Origin of the sequence: Calothrix rhizosoleniae SC01 (genome assembly GCF_900185595.1) — a bacterium.
Classification (GTDB): Bacteria; Cyanobacteriota; Cyanobacteriia; order Cyanobacteriales; family Nostocaceae; genus Calothrix_A; species Calothrix_A rhizosoleniae.
In genome coordinates this window covers 1-17,098 of the sequence record NZ_FYBH01000322.1, presented here as the reverse complement: position 1 = coordinate 17,098, position 17,098 = coordinate 1, and the positions used below count along the sequence as shown (strand labels likewise).

At 40.7% G+C, this 17,098-nt stretch carries 17 protein-coding genes; 10 read left to right on the top strand and 7 right to left on the bottom strand.

Going from position 1 to position 17,098, the window contains the following annotated elements; genetic code table 11:
- The 4 genes from CALSC_RS19655 to CALSC_RS19640 form a co-directional block, all read left to right on the top strand.
- A partial coding sequence (locus tag CALSC_RS19655; protein WP_088242975.1) for a TlpA family protein disulfide reductase occupies window positions 1-349 on the top strand: 349 nt, incomplete at its 5' end.
- A gap of 189 nt (window positions 350-538) precedes the next feature.
- A complete protein-coding gene (locus CALSC_RS19650) occupies window positions 539-1,420 on the top strand; it encodes a cytochrome c biogenesis protein CcdA (protein ID WP_235006866.1) in 882 nt (293 codons plus the stop codon).
- A gap of 36 nt (window positions 1,421-1,456) precedes the next feature.
- Window positions 1,457-2,014 (top strand): sigma-70 family RNA polymerase sigma factor, encoded by a 558-nt coding sequence (locus CALSC_RS19645; protein ID WP_088242974.1) that lies wholly within the window; start codon window positions 1,457-1,459, stop codon window positions 2,012-2,014.
- Between the two features lie 2 nt (window positions 2,015-2,016).
- Window positions 2,017-2,853, top strand: a complete 837-nt coding sequence (locus tag CALSC_RS19640; RefSeq protein WP_088242973.1) for an anti-sigma factor — start codon at window positions 2,017-2,019, stop codon at window positions 2,851-2,853.
- A 563-nt stretch (window positions 2,854-3,416) separates the two neighbouring features.
- Here CALSC_RS19640 and dnaA read toward each other — a convergent pair.
- Window positions 3,417-4,796 (bottom strand): chromosomal replication initiator protein DnaA, encoded by a 1,380-nt coding sequence (dnaA, locus tag CALSC_RS19635; protein ID WP_088242972.1) that lies wholly within the window; start codon window positions 4,794-4,796, stop codon window positions 3,417-3,419.
- Window positions 4,797-4,967: 171 nt separating this feature from the next.
- Here dnaA and CALSC_RS19630 point away from each other — a divergent pair, with 171 nt between their 5' ends.
- From CALSC_RS19630 to CALSC_RS19620, 3 genes are all read left to right on the top strand, one after another.
- Complete coding sequence (locus tag CALSC_RS19630) at window positions 4,968-6,206, top strand: HhoA/HhoB/HtrA family serine endopeptidase (protein WP_088242971.1); 1,239 nt, start codon at window positions 4,968-4,970, stop codon at window positions 6,204-6,206.
- Window positions 6,207-6,444: 238 nt separating this feature from the next.
- Window positions 6,445-6,978 (top strand): peptide deformylase, encoded by a 534-nt coding sequence (gene def / locus CALSC_RS19625; protein WP_088242970.1) that lies wholly within the window; start codon window positions 6,445-6,447, stop codon window positions 6,976-6,978.
- A gap of 375 nt (window positions 6,979-7,353) precedes the next feature.
- The gene (locus CALSC_RS19620; protein WP_088242969.1) at window positions 7,354-8,394 is read left to right on the top strand and encodes an ABC transporter permease; all 1,041 of its coding nucleotides are present in this window, start codon (window positions 7,354-7,356) and stop codon (window positions 8,392-8,394) included.
- 131 nt (window positions 8,395-8,525) lie between these two features.
- On the opposite strand, the gene hisD is transcribed toward CALSC_RS19620, so the two are convergent.
- Both hisD and CALSC_RS19610 read right to left on the bottom strand, forming a co-directional pair.
- Window positions 8,526-9,812: a histidinol dehydrogenase gene (hisD, locus tag CALSC_RS19615; RefSeq protein WP_088242968.1), complete on the bottom strand. Its 1,287-nt coding sequence runs from the start codon at window positions 9,810-9,812 to the stop codon at window positions 8,526-8,528.
- 191 nt (window positions 9,813-10,003) lie between these two features.
- The gene (locus tag CALSC_RS19610; RefSeq protein WP_088242967.1) at window positions 10,004-10,405 is read right to left on the bottom strand and encodes a universal stress protein; all 402 of its coding nucleotides are present in this window, start codon (window positions 10,403-10,405) and stop codon (window positions 10,004-10,006) included.
- A 90-nt stretch (window positions 10,406-10,495) separates the two neighbouring features.
- Here CALSC_RS19610 and CALSC_RS19605 point away from each other — a divergent pair, with 90 nt between their 5' ends.
- Together CALSC_RS19605 and CALSC_RS19600 are read left to right on the top strand one after the other, a co-directional pair.
- Window positions 10,496-11,701 carry a phosphoglycerate kinase gene (locus CALSC_RS19605; RefSeq protein WP_088242966.1) on the top strand — a complete coding sequence of 402 codons (1,206 nt, stop codon included), beginning with the start codon at window positions 10,496-10,498 and terminating at the stop codon, window positions 11,699-11,701.
- Between the two features lie 40 nt (window positions 11,702-11,741).
- On the top strand, window positions 11,742-12,245 hold the full coding sequence (locus CALSC_RS19600) for an RNA-guided endonuclease InsQ/TnpB family protein (protein WP_235006865.1): 504 nt from the start codon (window positions 11,742-11,744) through the stop codon (window positions 12,243-12,245).
- 50 nt (window positions 12,246-12,295) lie between these two features.
- On the opposite strand, the gene hemH is transcribed toward CALSC_RS19600, so the two are convergent.
- On the bottom strand, window positions 12,296-13,462 hold the full coding sequence (gene hemH / locus CALSC_RS19595; protein WP_088242965.1) for a ferrochelatase: 1,167 nt from the start codon (window positions 13,460-13,462) through the stop codon (window positions 12,296-12,298).
- Window positions 13,463-13,554: 92 nt separating this feature from the next.
- On the opposite strand from hemH, the gene CALSC_RS19590 reads away from it, so the two are divergent.
- Window positions 13,555-14,247 (top strand): class I SAM-dependent methyltransferase, encoded by a 693-nt coding sequence (locus CALSC_RS19590; protein WP_088242964.1) that lies wholly within the window; start codon window positions 13,555-13,557, stop codon window positions 14,245-14,247.
- An 11-nt stretch (window positions 14,248-14,258) separates the two neighbouring features.
- Here CALSC_RS19590 and CALSC_RS19585 read toward each other — a convergent pair whose 3' ends face one another.
- From CALSC_RS19585 to CALSC_RS19575, 3 genes are all read right to left on the bottom strand, one after another.
- Window positions 14,259-14,651 carry a four helix bundle protein gene (locus CALSC_RS19585; RefSeq protein WP_088242963.1) on the bottom strand — a complete coding sequence of 131 codons (393 nt, stop codon included), beginning with the start codon at window positions 14,649-14,651 and terminating at the stop codon, window positions 14,259-14,261.
- A 131-nt stretch (window positions 14,652-14,782) separates the two neighbouring features.
- Complete coding sequence (locus CALSC_RS19580; protein WP_088242962.1) at window positions 14,783-15,418, bottom strand: response regulator; 636 nt, start codon at window positions 15,416-15,418, stop codon at window positions 14,783-14,785.
- Complete coding sequence (locus tag CALSC_RS19575) at window positions 15,393-16,742, bottom strand: sensor histidine kinase (RefSeq protein WP_200817694.1); 1,350 nt, start codon at window positions 16,740-16,742, stop codon at window positions 15,393-15,395. Before CALSC_RS19575 ends, CALSC_RS19580 begins: the two co-directional genes overlap by 26 nt.
- Between the last annotated feature and the right edge of the window lie 356 nt (window positions 16,743-17,098).

Genomic DNA, 17,098 nt, shown 5'->3' with positions numbered 1-17,098 from the left:
CTTAGCACAAGAATTACAAGGTAAGCCTGTACTTGTGGATATTTTTGCAACTTGGTGTTCGGGATGCCGCAAAATTAAGCCCACTTTAGAAGCTCTCAAGAAAGATTATGCGGACACTGCAAATTTTGTAGTTTTAGATGTCACCGATAAAGGAACTACTCAAGCTGCTGAAGCAAAAGCTAAAAAATTAGGATTGGAAAACTTTTTTGCAACTCACAAATCAAAAACAGCTACTGTTGGTATTCTTGATCCTGCAACAGGTAAAGTTTTTAAATTGTTTCGTAAAAATTCTAACAAGGAGGATTATGTAGAAGTTTTAAATACAGCTATAGACCAAATCAATCAATAAGTTTTAATTGATTTTAATTTTAATTATCATATTTTGGATTTGTAGGGTGGGCATTGCCCACCTTACCTTTGCTGAAAAATAAAAGATTATATATTTACCAAAAAATATAATTCGATAAATCCATTTTAGACTCATAACTGTATAAATAATAAGCTCGCATCTTATAGTTAATTTTCGGGGAGATATATTTTGACTTCTGAACCAGATTACAATCACCGGGATATTGTTACACATAATCAGCAATACCCACAAACACCAAATAAAGCTAAACTGAAATTGCAAAAATTCCTGTTACCTGGCTTATTATTTATTGGAACTATTATTTTAATCGTATTTGGCAATCAATTCCAAAGCTGGTATGACAGCATGGAAAACTTCGTCTCAGCCATCGAAACCCCTTTCCATAAATGGTTAGAAAATCAGAATAATAATAGTCCTTTAATTTTAATTCCTGTAGCTTTTGTTGGTGGCTTAATTGCCAGTATTTCTCCCTGCATTTTATCCCTATTACCAGTTAACCTCAGCTACATTGGCACCCTCAAAATTGCTTCTCGCCGGGATGCATTTTTCAAAGCAGGATTATTTGTGTTGGGAGCAATCACTGTATTTAGTCTGTTTGGGTTATTTGCATCCTTAGCATCAGCAGTAATGGTAGAATTTCGTGGACATGTGAATATAGCTGTTGGTGTGGTGATTTTGTTAATGGGTTTGAGTTTTGCTGGCTTAATTCATCTACCCTTACCGAAAAAACAATTTTCTATACCAGTAGCTGGCCCCTATGGTGTGGGTTTAACCTTTGCCTTGGTGACTTCTCCCTGTGCTAGTCCAGTACTCTTTTCTGTATTGGCAGCAGCAGCAGCTACGGGCTCTCAACTATTTAGTATTGTAATTATGGTTACTTACGCTATAGGTTATACTGCGGTGATTTTCTTCGCCAGTCTATTCACCGGACTGGTAAAACAAAGGCAGGTATTATTAACTCAATCTGATTGGGTAATCCGCTTAGGAAGTGCATTACTGATTCTCGCAGGAGGCTACTATTTAGTTACTGGCATTCGCTGGTTTATGTAAAATCATGGGACTTGCAATCGGTGAACAGTTTGAAACATGAGTATATCAAATCAGACTGATGTAGAACTATTTCAAACTTTGCAATTCGGTGACTTGTCAGCACTGGGCATTATATATGATCGCTATGGTGAGGCTGTGTACCGTCTGGCTTTGCGAATCTTAGGCGAGCAAACTGAAGCGGAAGATTTAACCCAAGAGATTTTTCTCGCCTTTTGGCGCAATTCTAAATACGACCCAAGTCGGGGAACAATGATTGTGTTTTTGTTGACCATGACTAGATCGAGGGCAATTAACCGTCTGCGTCAAAAGCGATCGCAACAACAACTCCTACAAAGATGTCAGCGTAATCTTCCCACTAATTCTGATAACAATCTAATGGATAAGGTTTCTGTGACGGAAATCTCCCACATAGTTGGTGAAGCGTTACAAGAATTACCAGAGAATCAGCGCCAAGTTCTGACTATGGCTTACTATCAAGGACTCAGCCAATCGCAAATTACTAATGCACTAAATATACCTTTAGGCACAGTAAAAACACGTACACGGCAAGGACTTTTAAAGCTGAGAAAATTATTGAAGGACTTAGTAGATTAATTATGGAACGTCTTGAACTACCCCAAGACTGGGAATCTCTATTGGCAGGGTACGTCTTGGGTGATTTAACTCCAGAAGATGCGGTCAAAGTACAGGAATATTTGCAATCATATCCGGAATTGGCAGATGAAGTAAACAGCTTGCAGGCAACCTTAGCTCTATTTCCCCTATCTTTACCTAAGTCTTCACCATCTGCAAATTTGCGATCGCAAATTCTCCAAGCGGCTGAGAATCAGCTAGTAACAGGGGTGGAAAAGGATAAGCAAATTAGATTGCAACCACGGCGAATTACCAAACCTTGGTTTTGGTTAGTGGGTGGTATGGCAGCAGCATTTATTGCCAGTTTAGGATTATACAATTATCAATTGCAAAAGCAGTTAGCGATCGCTCAATCAGATTTATCCAGTTATCGCCAAAAGATATCATTATCTGAGTTACAAAAAGAACTCACACACACCCAGAATCAATTATCCCACTATCAACAGGCTGTAGCCATATTAAAACAGCCTAACAATCGTTTGCTGGCTCTCAAGGGTACAACAACAAATGTACCTGCTTCTGGAAGTTTAGTAATTGCACCAAATTCTCAAGCAGCTGTATTAACTCTACAAAATTTACCTCCCATCGCGGAAGATAAAGTTTATCGACTCTGGGCATTTGTAAATCAGCAGAAAGTGAAGTGTGCTAAATTTACACCCGATGCTGAAGGCAAAGTTATGTTGCAAATTCCCTTGAAGGAATGGGGAAAGACCACCCAAGTCTTTGTTACCATTGAACCCAAGGAAGGATTATCATTACCTACTGGCAAGACGGTGATGACGGGTACTACTTCAATTTGACCAGGAAATCCCAAGACTGCGCTGCTCTCTACATTCATGTACGGGGCTTCTCTCTCTGCTCCCTGCTCCCTGCTCCCTGCCCCCTGCTCCCTGCTCCCTACTCCCTACTCCCTGCTCCCCTGCCTCTGACTGGCTGTGGAAAACTTTTGACATTAGTAAGCAAAATAGTATGTAATACTAAGTCAGGAAGATTACTTATTATTCAGATCATGGTGCAAGCATCTTAAAACTTTTTCTCCTCCTGCCCCCTGTCCCCTGCACCCTGCACCCTATTCCCTGCCCCTTTGCAGTCTTAACCATAAGTCTTTAACCGGACATGGTATAACTCACTAGGTGTCTGTGGAAAATATGTGGATAAATAGATTTTTTTCCACAGATTAACTAAAATTCATCAAGTTTTCCACAAGTATTTATCTGGTTTTCCACAAAAAATTGTTTTTTTTCCACAATTTAATTATTGCTTAATCATTTTTTATATTTAAATTAATAATTGAGAAATTTAGTGGAAAGTTACAATTTAGGATTGTGGTGATTGCTCCAAAAGGCAAGATGATTCAGTATGGTTAATTACCAGGGCTTTTGGTGATAGTCAAGCGTTCGCTAAGTTGGCGTAGAGTCTCAGCTAGAGCTGGATCCGTTTCTCGTAACTGGGTAATTTTTTCACAACTGTAGATGACAGTAGTGTGATCTTTACCGCCAAACTCTTCTCCAATTCTGGGTAAACTCAAATCAGTGTGTTGCCGCATCAGATACATACCAATTTGACGTGCCCAACTAATTTCCCGCCGTCGAGAATTACTTTTAATATCTTCAATGGATAGATTAAAATTATCAGTGATAATTTTCAAAATAACTTCTGGAGTAGCTTCGACTTTCTCTGTTTGGGGTTCTAATACTGGAGCAATATTTTCTACAGTCATGGGCAAACTCCAAATGGAAATATAAGCTAATGCCCGAATTAATGCTCCTTCCAACTCGCGGATATTAGATGTGTAATTACTGGCAATGTATTCAATAATATCCTTGGGTAAGCGAATATTTTCATATTCAGCCTTTTTCTGCAAAATTGCCATCCTGGTTTCTAAATCTGGTGGTTGAATATCAGCAATTAACCCCATAGAAAACCGGGAGCACAGACGTTCTTGTAGTCTAGGTATTTGATTCGGGGGTCGATCTGAGGCAATGACTACCTGTTTTCCGGCTTCGTGCAAGGTATTAAAGGTATGAAAAAATTCTTCTTGGGTATATTCCTTACCTTCAATAAACTGAATATCATCCACCAATAAAACATCTGCATCCCGGTAATGTTCCCGAAAACTCTGCATACTATCCCGACGGATAGCCGTAATTAAATCATTGGTAAATTTTTCTGTAGAAACGTAAAATACTTTGGAATCAGGGCAAATTTCCCAACGATAATGACCAATCGCTTGCATGAGATGGGTTTTACCTAAACCCACCCCACCGCATAGAAATAGGGGATTAAACTCTCTACCTGGAGATTCTGCAACTGCTAATGAAGCTGCATGAGCCATGCGATTGTTAGCACCAACCACAAACCGAGAAAATATATATTTGGGGTTTAAGTCCGCAGTTTTCACCCGGTTTTGGGGAACAGACTGGGCAACAATTTGATTAGCAGCAGGTAACCCCCAACTAGCATCTCGTTCACCAATGGTGGATAAATCATCTCCTTGGGCAACAGTGATGTAAATTTCTACAGAATAACCAAGAATATCTTTAACAGCATGAGCAATGGTATTTATGTAATATTTATGCAACCAATTACGAGCAAATGGATTGGGGGTGCGAATTACTAAGCAATTATTTTCCAAACTTTCAGCACTAGCCGTTTTAATCCAAGTTTCAAAGGTGGGACGGGACAGTTCTAGTTGTAACCGCTCTAGTACCTGACTCCATAAATTATCTATAGAAATTTGCATTGTCTACCACCTTGGCTGTTACTTGTCAAAATAGAAAATATAAAGGAAGTACCAATTAAGCAAAACGGGTTTGATCTCGAAAATTGCCTTTTAAGTTGTAATCTTTTTTTGGACACCCCCGGTAGGCAACATCCTACCACCTCACTGAATCACAAAGAAAAGTAAAGACCTATGAAAACGGAAAACAAGGAACCACAACAAATTTATACTCGAGTTTTACCGAAATTACTCCTCTTGAGTGGGTTAACTGCGGTGATTGCGGGAGGATGTTCTGCTATCAACAATCCTTTACAACAGCAAAACTCGACAGCGCAAACTCCTGTATCACAGCCGACTCAGAATAAACCATCAATTGCCCCTCCCCCAATTATTGCTTCTTCTGGGGATCCTAATTTTGTGGTCAAAGTTGTAGAAAAAGTTGGTCCAGCTGTAGTTCGGATTGATACATCTAGAACCATTAGTTCTCAAGTACCTAGTGAATTTAATGATCCGATTTTCCGGCGTTTTTTTGGGGATCAATTACCACCACAAACTAGACAAAGGGTACAAAGGGGTAATGGTTCCGGATTTATTATCAATTCTAACGGGGAAATTTTAACAAATGCCCACGTCGTGGATGGTGCGGATGTGGTAACGGTAACGCTGAAAGATGGACGTAGTTTTGACGGTAAGGTATTGGGTGAAGATAAAGTTACAGATGTGGCTGTGATTAAAATAGATGCCAAGAGTTTACCTGTTGTCCCTTTGGGTAATTCCCAGCAGTTACAATCTGGAGAACCTGTGATTGCCATCGGCAATCCTCTGGGTTTAGATTATACTGTCACTTCTGGTATTATTAGTGCTACAGGTCGTTCTAGCCGTGATATTGGTGCTAGTGGTGATAAACGAGTAGACTATCTGCAAACTGATGCAGCAATTAATCCTGGTAATTCTGGGGGACCATTGTTGAATATTCGTGGTCAAGTAATTGGGATGAATACGGCGATTATTCGTGGCGCTCAAGGTTTGGGTTTTGCTATTCCGATTAACACCGTACAACGAATCTCTCAACAATTAATTACCAAGGGACGGGTAGATCATCCCTACTTGGGGATTGTGATGACAACTTTAAACCAAGAATTGAAGGAGAGGCTACAGGCTGAATTAAATAACTTCAATATAAATGCGGATAAGGGTGTTTTGTTAGTGCGTGTAGTTCCCCGTTCTCCTGCTTCTCGTGCTGGACTCAGGGCGGGAGATGTGATTCAAAGTATTAATAATCAGTCTGTTACTAATACTGAACAGGTACAAAAAATAGTCGAGAAAAGTAAAATTGGAGAAGATTTAAAACTCCAAATACAAAGTCGAGGGCAGACGAAACAAGTAATTGTTAAACCTGCTCCTTTGCCAGTGGATAGGAATAGGTCATAAAAATTTTAGATTTTGGATTTTCGATTGTTCCCATGTCTAAAGTTATGAAATCATAAATAATTGCGAAAGAATGCTTATGCATCCTGGCACAATTATTGATTATTTGTCTATAAATCAATTTAGGGGCTTGTATCTTTTCATTTGTCGGTCAGGCGATCACAAATAGATCAATGACTAAAATAAAGCATTAGTTATATTGATATTACTTCCCTAAAAATTACATTGAGGAGGTTTGTTAATGTCTCAGTTAATGACAATTATACAATTAGGTAATCCGATATTACGCCAACCAGCAAAGCCAGTTGAAAATATTAGCGATCGCCAGATTCAACAACTAATTGATGATTTAATAGCTACGGCTGCTGAGGCTAATGGGGTAGGCATTGCGGCTCCCCAAATTGCCCAGTCTTACCAAATATTTATTGTGGCTTCTCACCCTAGTTCTAGATATCCAGATGCTCCAGATATGGAACCGACGGCAATAATTAATCCTCAAATCATCAACCATTCTGAGGAAATGGTCAAGGGATGGGAAGGCTGTTTGAGTATTCCTGGAATTCGGGGTTTAGTACCTCGATATCAAGAGATTGAAGTTACATATACTGATAGGAATGGTCTGTTGAAGAAACAAAGTTTTACAGATTTTGTGGCGCGTATATTTCAACATGAAATTGACCATTTACATGGAATATCATTTTTGGATCGTTTAGTCAGTAACTTTGATATTATTACGGAACAAGAATATCAAAAAAGAGTTTTAACGAGGGAGTAGGGAGTAGGGGCGTGGGAGTAGGGATGCCCCATACTTAAAAGTAGGGGATTTAATGTTGACGTTTTGTCTGTCACCGCAAGCGCGCCCCTCCACCCAAATTTTCTTAACTTTCCACGGATAAATCCGGGGGCTATTTCCTACCGGACACGCTATCTCCTTTCAGGAGACGCTTCGCTAACGCTAACGCTAACAAACCATCCTGGAGTAGGGTATTTTTCCTCTTCCCCTACTCCCTACTCCCTACTCTCTACTCCCTACTCCCTACTCCCTACTCCCTATTTTGGTGAGTAATACTTGATATAAAAATAATAGAACCTCGAATTTTGGGAACATTCGGGGTTCTCGGCAATCCAAAATCCAAAATCCAAAATTATTTTGACTGCAACTAAATCAACTCAACCCCTACTAATAATTATCTCACCGATAATTGCGATCGCACTAGCATTATTGTTAGGAGCTATTTTAATTTTGTTGGCTGGAGCAAATCCTATATCTGCCTATAGTGCCTTAATCAAGGAATCAATTTTTACTTACTTTGGTTTTGGCAATACCCTCAATAAAATGACACCCTTACTACTTACTAGTTTAGGGATATTAGTTGCATTACGTGCCGGACAATTTAATATTGGTGGAGAAGGACAAATCTATTTTGGTGCTTTGGGAAGTACATTAGTGGGGTTGTATGTGCAAGGCTTACCACCCTGGTTACACATACCCTTAGCATTGTTAGCAGGATTTGTTTGTGGTGCAATTTGGGGTGGGTTAGCTGGTTATCTCAAAGCATTTAGGGGAGTGAATGAAGTCATTACCACCTTGTTGTTAAATTACATTGCCATCAATATAATTAGCTACTTGGTACAGAATCCCCTGCAAGCACCGAATGCTCCTAGTCCCTATTCACCATTAATTGCTAAATCTGCCCAGCTACCAATAATTTTACCGGGAAGCTTGGCACACGGGGGGATTTTCCTAGGGTTAATTGTAGCAGGAATGTTGTGGATATTGCTGGCGCGATCGCCTTTTGGCTATCAAATCACTGCTGTCGGTTTTAACCCCATTGCTTCCCGTTATGCGGGGATGTCTGTAGAGCGTACTATCATTTGGGTAATGGTTATAGCTGGTGGTTTAGCTGGGTTAGCAGGTAGTTGTGAAGTGATGGGAGCCAAATATCGCTTGTTTGAACAGGTTTCTCCTGGTTATGGTTTTGATGGAATTGCGATCGCTTTTCTCAGTCGTGGTAGTGTATTAGGGGTGGTGTTGACTTCTTTATTTTTTGCAGCATTGAGAAGTGGTGCGAATGTGATGCAGCGTAGTGCTGGTGTACCTGTGACGGTGGTTTATGCGATTCAGGGGTTAACTGTGTTGTTTATTGCGATTAGTTTGGCTTGGGAGCAACGGGTGCAGTGTAAGTCATAAGTAATACAGCAGATTTCAGATACCTGTATTCCTAAAGTTAGATTCTATGTTTTTAGGCAATTTCTCGAACTCCAAACAAATCAGCGAACCTTGAACTCTTACTTATTACTTATTACTTATTACTTATTACTTTAATTCTGCTGCAATCGTATATTGACACTACCTGCATGGGCGGGTAAACCTTCTGCTTGTGCTAGGGTAACTGCGGCTTTGCCAATTTCTTGTAATGATTGGTCATCACATTCTAAATAAGTAATCCGTTTCATAAAATCATACACACTTAGACCAGAGGAGAAACGGGCAGATCTAGAAGTGGGTAAAACATGATTTGGTCCACCAACGTAATCACCAATGGCTTCTGGGGTATTTCTGCCAAGGAAAATACTACCAGCACAGCGAATCTGTTGGGCTAGTTTTCGCGGCTCGTCTACGCATAATTCCAGATGTTCTGGTGCTAATTTATTCACTAAATCCATACTAGCTGCCAAGTCTTCCACTACAATTACTGCCCCATATTTTTCCCAACTGGCACCTGCTACTTTTTGAGTGGGTAAATCTTGAAGAATATCTGCGATCGCATCAACAACTTGGTGAGCAAAATCTTCCGAATCTGTAACTAGAATAGATTGGGCACTGGGGTCATGTTCTGCTTGAGACAATAAATCCCAGGCAATCCACTGAGGATTATTTTTATTATCTGCCACTACCAGAATTTCCGATGGTCCAGCAATGCTATCAATACCTACTATTCCATATACCTGACGTTTGGCTTCAGCAACATAGGCATTACCTGGCCCTACAATTTTATCAACGGGGGCGATGCTTTTGGTACCATAAGCTAAAGCGCCGATTGCTTGGGCTCCTCCAATACTGTATATTTCTGTTACCCCAGCAATTTGTGCAGCCGCCAATACTATGGGATTGATTTCACCACCAGGGGTGGGTACTGTCATCACAATCCTGTCTACACCAGCAATTTTGGCAGGTAAAGCATTCATCAATACAGAACTCGGATAACTAGCTCTACCTCCGGGTACGTAAATACCCACAGTAGATAAAGCCACCCAACTTAATCCCAAATTAACACCTACAGCATCGGCATAGGCAATATTTTGGGGTAGTTGTTGTTGATGAAAAGCAGTAATTCGCTCCCCAGCTACCTCCAAAGCGGTTTTGACATCAGCAGGACATTGTTGTGCATAGTGAGCGATCGCGTCACTACTCAGAGCCAAAGAGGTAGGATTATAATGGTCAAAACGATTGGTGTATTCCCGAATCGCCTCATCACCACGTACCTTGACATCAGCCAGAATTTCTCGTACCGTTCCACTGACATCCACTGTAGCTTCTCGGCGGTCATTTACTAAGGCTGTGAATTTAGCATTGAAATCTTTGTCAGTAGTTCTCAAGAAGTCCATAGACAAACTCCTAGGTTGTGGGATGTGTGGGGGTGATTATTCAGTGTAAAGCGATATGACCCAACTAATACAATTTTGGATTTTGGATTTTAGATTTTGGATTGCAATACATCATCACCCCATCCCCTCCCTCACTCTCTCACTCTCTCACTCCTTCCCTCCTTCATTCTCTCACTCCCTCACTCCCTTAATCAAGGCACAATTAGCACCGGACAAGGCGCAAGATTAATCACGCGGTTAGTCACACTATCTGTTGCCCCTTCCTCGGTTAATCCCAATCCCCGACAACCCATAACAATCAGATTGGCATTTTCCTCATCCGCCACATCACAAATGGTAAAAGCTGGTTTTCCTTGCTGCTCAATGACTTTAGCGTCAATACCTTGTTGAGTAAACAAAGATTTGGCATTCTCCAACAATTTAGCAACTGTCTCAGGTGAAGACATAATTTCCCCAGTTGAGGATTCTGCTTCTTCCACCACACTTAACAAAATTAAGCGACTGCCATAAGTGTTGACAAGATTGATCACCACATCAACCGCTTCCCTTGCTTCTCGGCTTTGATCGATGGGAAATAAAATAGTTTTGAACATTACATTTACCTCCGTCCCCCTGAGTCCGGTAAAATCTGGATGGTTCTACTTACAAAACAATAACAAAAAGGCAATCAGGAGGTTTGTGCTGTGGGAAAAAAAACTTTAGCAAAATTATCTGCCAGTGATGTATCTGGTAAGCGTGCTTTAGTTCGGGCTGATTTTAATGTACCTCTTGATGATGCAGGTCAAATAACCGATGATACTCGTATCCGTGCGGCTCTACCAACTATCCAAGATTTAATCCAGAAGGGAGCTAAGGTAATTTTAAGCAGTCACTTTGGTCGTCCAAAGGGTAAAGTCAACGAAAAAATGCGCCTAACTCCAGTGGCTCAACGCTTGTCTGAGTTGTTAAAGCAGGAAGTCATTAAGTGCGATGACTGTATTGGTGATGATGTGGCTACAAGAGTAGCAGCAATGCAAAACGGGCAAGTAATGTTACTGGAAAATGTCCGTTTCTATGGCGAAGAGGAGAAAAACGACCCGGAATTTGCCAAAAAATTGGCAGCTAATGCTGATTTCTATGTCAATGATGCTTTTGGTACTGCCCACCGCGCCCATGCTTCCACTGAAGGTGTAACTAAATATTTGAGCCCTTCTGTAGCTGGATATTTAATTGAGAAGGAATTGCAATATCTGCAAGCCGCAATCGAAAATCCCCAGCGCCCCTTAGCAGCAATTATTGGTGGCTCTAAAGTTTCCAGTAAAATTGGCGTGATTGAAACCCTGTTGGAGAAGTGCGACAAGTTAATCATTGGTGGGGGGATGATTTTCACCTTCTACAAGGCTCGTGGTTTGAATGTCGGCAAGTCCCTGGTGGAAGAAGACAAGTTAGAGTTAGCTAAGTCATTGGAAGCGAAAGCAAAGGCAAAAGGTGTAAGTTTCTTGTTACCTACCGATGTGGTGGTAGCAGATAATTTTGCTCCCGATGCTAATTCCCAAACTGTTAACGTCAATAATATCCCTGATGGTTGGATGGGTTTGGACATTGGTCCTGATTCCGTCAAAGTATTCCAAGATGCTCTTGCAGATTGTAAGGGTGTAATTTGGAATGGCCCTATGGGTGTATTTGAGTTTGATAAGTTTGCTGTGGGTACAGAAGCGATCGCTCATACCTTAGCAGAAATTGGTAAAGGTGGTGCTACCACTATTATTGGTGGTGGTGATTCTGTCGCTGCTGTGGAAAAAGTTGGTTTAGCCGAGCAAATGAGCCATATCTCTACTGGTGGTGGTGCTAGCTTGGAATTACTAGAAGGTAAAGTACTTCCTGGTATTGCTGCTTTGGATGAAGCCTAAATAATACTAGGGTGGGCAATGCCCACCCTCTCACAGGGGTATGCTGGCAAGACTTGAAGAACAAGGTGGGAAAGTAGACAAGGTAGGAACCCGAACCATAAATAACAAAGGTTCTAAACGTAGAAAGAAAGCAATTAAAAAATTAGGTATCAGGCATAAAAAAGTAGCTGATACCAGAAAAGATTTCCATTTCAAAACAGCTAAAAAATTGCTATCTAAATATGATGTAATTGCTGTTGAAAAGTTGAATGTCAAAGGACTTGCTAGAACACGATTGGCTAAGTCGATTCATGATGCGGAATGTGGGTTTATCAATATACTCACATTCAAAGCCGAAAATGCTGGTTTGCGAGTAATACCTGTATCTCCTAACGGTACAAGTCAATCATGTTCTAATTGCGGTCATGTAGTAAAAAAGCCGTTATCCCAAAGAATGCATAACTGCCCGGTATGTCATACCAGCATTTGCAGGGATTGGAATGCGGCTATAAATATAAAAAACCGTGGGGCGCACGGTCTTAAAGCTCAGTCAATGTCGTCATAGACGAGTCGGTGAGAAGCCCACACTTACCGCAAAGCGGAAGTGAGGGTACGTCACTGCAAAATACCCACCATATGTAGAAAACCATGACCTGTAATCATTTCTACAATTAATGCAATAAAACCTAACATGGCTATCCTTCCATTCCAAACTTCTGCAGAAGTGGTAATTCCCCATTCCCAACGTTCTGGGGGGTAAATCTTCACTTTCTTCTTCATTTGATTGATTTGAGCAAATGTGAGAGGAGATGGCTCTAAACTCTCAACAACTAAATCAGCTAATGCTTGAATAAACAGGGGATGGGTATTTAGAGCCGGTACACGATGGAAATTATGGATACCTGCTTCCTCAGCAATTTCCCGGTATTCAATATCTATTTCTTCCAGGGTTTCAATATGCTCAGAGACAAAGCTAATAGGCACTACCACTAAATTTTTGACTCCCTTCTTGCCTAACTCCTCAATTGCATCTTCCGTGTAGGGTTGGAGCCATTCCACTGGACCAACCCGGCTTTGGTAAGCTAAGGAATGGGGATTAGGTCGATTGAGGGTACCCATAATTAATTCCGTACATTCCTCGATTTCCTGCTGGTAAGGATCTCCTGCTTCTTCAACGTAGCTTTTAGGTACGCCGTGGGCACTAAAGAAAATATGCGCCTCATCGGGATTCTCTAACTGATCTAATTCTTGAGCAATCAGTTCTGCCATTGCCTGGAGGTAGCATGGTTGTTTATACCAAGAAGGAATAGCATTATATGGAAGTTGTTTTAGCTTAGAGTCTTGTTGCCAAAATTTCTCTAGAAGTCGGAAGCTAGAACCACTAGTACTAATAGAAAACTGGGGGTATAGGGGTAAAATAACTAGATGTTCTATATCATCTTTGGTAATTTTGGCGATCGCTTCTTCTGTGAATGGATGCCAGTAACGCATACCGATGTATATTTTGGCATCTTGTCCTAAGGTTTCCAGTTTTGTTTTCAGTGCTTCACCTTGAGCTTCAGTAATACTTTTCAGGGGTGACCCACCACCAATTTTACGGTAATTATCCTGTGATTTCTGGGTGCGTCTAGTAGCAATAAACCAAGCTAGAGGTTTCTGCAACCAGGTAAATGGCAAGCGGATAATTTCCGGATCGGAAAACAAATTATATAAAAATGGCCCTACATCTTCTAATTTATCTGGACCACCAAGATTAAGTAATAAGACACCTACACGACCCATAGCAGTTATAATCCCCCTAGCTTTTCAGTTTTTTACTAATATTCACAATCTGTCTTTATTAAATATATAAGTTAATGTGAAGGAATGACGCAATGGCAACAATTTTCAGGGACTTGAGCTACCGCTATCAATGGTTCTACGACGGCATATCCCGTTTAGCAGCTTTGAGCGTGGGGGGTGAGAAGCGTTTTCGCCAACTTGCCTTACAAAACTTAATCATTAATTCAGATACCAAAGTTTTAGATTTGTGTTGTGGTAGTGGACAAACGACACAATTTTTAGTCAAGTATTCACAAAATGTCACTGGTTTAGATGCCTCACCTTTATCTTTGCAAAGGGCAAAGGAAAATGTACCACAGGCTGATTATGTGGAAGCATTTGCCGAGAATATGCCTTTTGCAGATGGAGAATTTGATTTGGTACATACAAGTGCAGCATTACATGAAATGCAACCAGACCAATTGCAAAAGATTCTCAAAGAAGTATATCGTGTTTTACGACCCGGTGGGGTATTTACCTTGGTAGATTTCCATCAACCCACAAACTTGCTGTTTGTACCTGGTGTGTGGTTGTTTTTCTGGTTATTTGAGACAGAGACTGCTTGGAATTTACTGCGGACAGATTTAGGGGGATTGTTGAGGAAGACTGGTTTTCAAGTGGATGAACCCCGTTTGTATGCAGGGGGAAGTTTACAGGTGGTAAGAGGAGTGAGGGAGAGTGAGAGAGGGAAGGAGGGAAGGAGGGAAGGAGGGAAGGAGGGAAAGAGGGAAGGAGGGAAGGAGTGAGGGAGTGATGCTTATTTTTTGGTGTGGATAATCCATTTATCTGGGTTATGAATCATGCTTACTAATATGGCTAGAATTGAATTATAGGTTCTGTAAAGGTCGCGCCCAGTTTCAGTTTCTAAATAATTACATTTAACAGAAAATTCTAACCAAGTTTGAGTTTCTGCTGCTTCTGCCTGAGCATCACTCAATTTGGCAATGAATGCATCTCTATACCTTCGCTTACTCCATGCTTCTGCTAAATTAGCACATACAGAACGGGAAGAACGACGACTTTGATCCGTAAGAGAATATCTCTCTTCGACAGGAAACTTTTTTGATAAATAAAAAATCTCCATTGCTGAATCGAATGCCATTTTATACACTTTCAAGTCCTTATGACTTTTGATAAACTCTCGACTCATACTCAATAAACTCATCTGCACATTAATTACATACAGATATTATTCCCTCACTCTCTCACTCCCTCACTCTCTCACTCTCTCACTCTCTCACTCCCTCACTCCCTCACTCCCTCACTCTCTCACTCCTTCCCTCATCCCTTCAGACGGCTGGCAAAAATAGCTGCTTGGGTGCGATCGCGTAGATTCAGCCGACTTAGTATACTGTTAACATGATTCTTAACGGTGCGTTCGGAGATATACAGAGCCTTAGCAATTTCCCGGTTATTCAATCCTTGGGCAATTAATTCTAATACTTCCTTTTCCCTAGGGGTTAATAAGTCAAACTCAGGAGATGGTTCTGGCTCCACGGTACCATGAGCTAGCATTACCTTGTCAAAGAGTCCTGGCCCCATTTGGGTATAGCCTTTATGGATTGCACGGATAGCTTCCGCTAGTTCTTCTGAGGGGGTATCTTTAAGTAAGTATCCTTTAGCACCAAAGCCCATCGCTTTAGTAATATATTCATCATCATCAAAAGTTGTCAGTACCAGAACTTTGATGTCAGGAACTTTTTGGTGTAGGGAACGAATTGCTGCAACTCCATCCATAACTGGCATTCGTACATCCATGAGTACAATATCAGGTTTAAGAGCGATCGCTAATTCTACGGCAACTTGACCGTTTTCCGCTTCACCCACAATTTCTATATCAGGCTTACTGCGTAATAAGCTACCAAGACCTTCCCGGATAATGCTTTGATCGTCAACCAGTAAAACTCGGATTTTCATCTGCCGACAGTGGTATTATAAAATTAATTTTACAACCTTGACCAGGTTGACTGGTGAGATTCAGATGACCACCCAATACTTCTATTCTTTCTCGCATCCCCTGAATTCCAAATCCTGTGGTATTTTCTTGGGGATGGAAACCTCGACCATTATCTTTTATTACCACTAAAATACCAGTGGTTCTTTCCTTGAGAACAAGACTGATTTTATCTGCATGACTATGTTTAGAAATATTAGTTAACGCTTCTTGAATGACTCGGTAGATGGCTGTAGATATTTCCGTTGCTAGGGGAGAAGTTAAGTTTATCTGAGAATGAATTTGAATGCCAGTTGTTTTCTCATATTCTTGTATCAATTTGGTTAAAACAACCGTGAGAGATTTTCCTTTTAAAGGATGATTGCGGAGAGTCGCAACTGACTGACGCACATTTTGTAAGGCTTCTTTACCTAATTGTCGAGCTTTTTGCAGATGTTGATTAGCCTGTGGCACATCTTGATCATCTAATCGCATTGCCACATTTTCTAGTTGAATGCTTTGTGCTGTGAGGGAATGTCCCACAGAATCATGAATTTCCCTAGCAATACGGTTTCTTTCCTGTAGGGTAGCTTGGTTTTCAATTAACAATGCATATTCACGCAAACGACGATTGGCAAGAGATAGTTCTTGACGGCTTTGTTTTTCAGCCAGTAAAGTACCTATTAAAAGGAATACAAATATTAAAACTAAACCAAACAATAATGCCGAGTTCAGCTTTAAATTAAGAAAAAAAGGTTGTACCACCTCATCTGGTAATTTGCGTAAAGGAGGAGGTAATCTTCTACCTACAGGAATGCCAAAAGGAGTCATACCTATAAATGACATAAATAGCATCATTAGGAAAGAAACATAAGCAGCGATCGCTACTAGAATACGCCCGTTCCAAGGGAACATCAAACAAGCACGGATTACTACCACCAGCAACAGGGAAGGAAACACCCTTTCTCCCCTTCCTCCCAAGAGTACAGCTAACCAACTCAAGGCAAATCCCAGGTTTGTATACATAATTTGGGCAAAGCGAGAACCAAAGGGTAATCGTAAACCCAAGGTAGCCAACACAGCGATAATGGGAATGATAATCGGGCGGAACCTGAATCCCAAATTTGGCAAAGTAATGGATTTAAGAATATCGGGTATATCCTGTGCATTCGGGAAAAAATGCCTGTGAGGACGTAAGGGAGAAAATGCCGCCAATAAGCCAATTACTAATAGAGTTAGCTCTAAATAGAATAAAAGAGGAAAAGGGTGTTTTTTCCAAATCAACCGTTGCATAACCACAACAGCCATTTGCTGTCAATATTTTTACTATTTTTCATAGTAAGTCAAAGTAATCAGTAGCTCAAAGTTGCCCAGGTACTATCTGCATGAATTGTATATAGACCAAAAGTACTATATGGCTATAGTACTTGAGGCTCTTAGGATTTGGGATTATGGGTTCATGTAAATGGCTAGTAAATTGCTTAGGATTAAATTGTTCCCAAGCATAACTAAGCTTATTCAAGACTTTACTAACTCAAATATTTACAGGAGATACATTATGAACTGGCGCACAATTTCCGCATCCACCATATTAGCTGCATCCTTACTCGTACCCATGAGCAGTATTGCTGCTTCATTTAACCAAACTCAAATTTCCAGCTCTT

Bases quoted from the DNA above. Each gene is read 5' to 3' on its own strand.
- CALSC_RS19575 (WP_200817694.1), bottom strand. From the start codon at position 16,742: ATGGCTGTTGTGGTTATGCAACGGTTGATTTGGAAAAAACACCCTTTT.
- CALSC_RS19580 (WP_088242962.1), bottom strand. From the start codon at position 15,418: ATGAAAATCCGAGTTTTACTGGTTGACGATCAAAGCATTATCCGGGAA.
- CALSC_RS19610 (WP_088242967.1), bottom strand. From the start codon at position 10,405: ATGTTCAAAACTATTTTATTTCCCATCGATCAAAGCCGAGAAGCAAGG.
- hemH (WP_088242965.1), bottom strand. From the start codon at position 13,462: ATGGGTCGTGTAGGTGTCTTATTACTTAATCTTGGTGGTCCAGATAAA.
- CALSC_RS19630 (WP_088242971.1), top strand. From the start codon at position 4,968: ATGAAAACGGAAAACAAGGAACCACAACAAATTTATACTCGAGTTTTA.
- CALSC_RS19640 (WP_088242973.1), top strand. From the start codon at position 2,017: ATGGAACGTCTTGAACTACCCCAAGACTGGGAATCTCTATTGGCAGGG.
- def (WP_088242970.1), top strand. From the start codon at position 6,445: ATGTCTCAGTTAATGACAATTATACAATTAGGTAATCCGATATTACGC.
- CALSC_RS19585 (WP_088242963.1), bottom strand. From the start codon at position 14,651: ATGAGTCGAGAGTTTATCAAAAGTCATAAGGACTTGAAAGTGTATAAA.
- CALSC_RS19600 (WP_235006865.1), top strand. From the start codon at position 11,742: ATGCTGGCAAGACTTGAAGAACAAGGTGGGAAAGTAGACAAGGTAGGA.
- hisD (WP_088242968.1), bottom strand. From the start codon at position 9,812: ATGGACTTCTTGAGAACTACTGACAAAGATTTCAATGCTAAATTCACA.
- dnaA (WP_088242972.1), bottom strand. From the start codon at position 4,796: ATGCAAATTTCTATAGATAATTTATGGAGTCAGGTACTAGAGCGGTTA.
- CALSC_RS19645 (WP_088242974.1), top strand. From the start codon at position 1,457: ATGAGTATATCAAATCAGACTGATGTAGAACTATTTCAAACTTTGCAA.
- CALSC_RS19590 (WP_088242964.1), top strand. From the start codon at position 13,555: ATGGCAACAATTTTCAGGGACTTGAGCTACCGCTATCAATGGTTCTAC.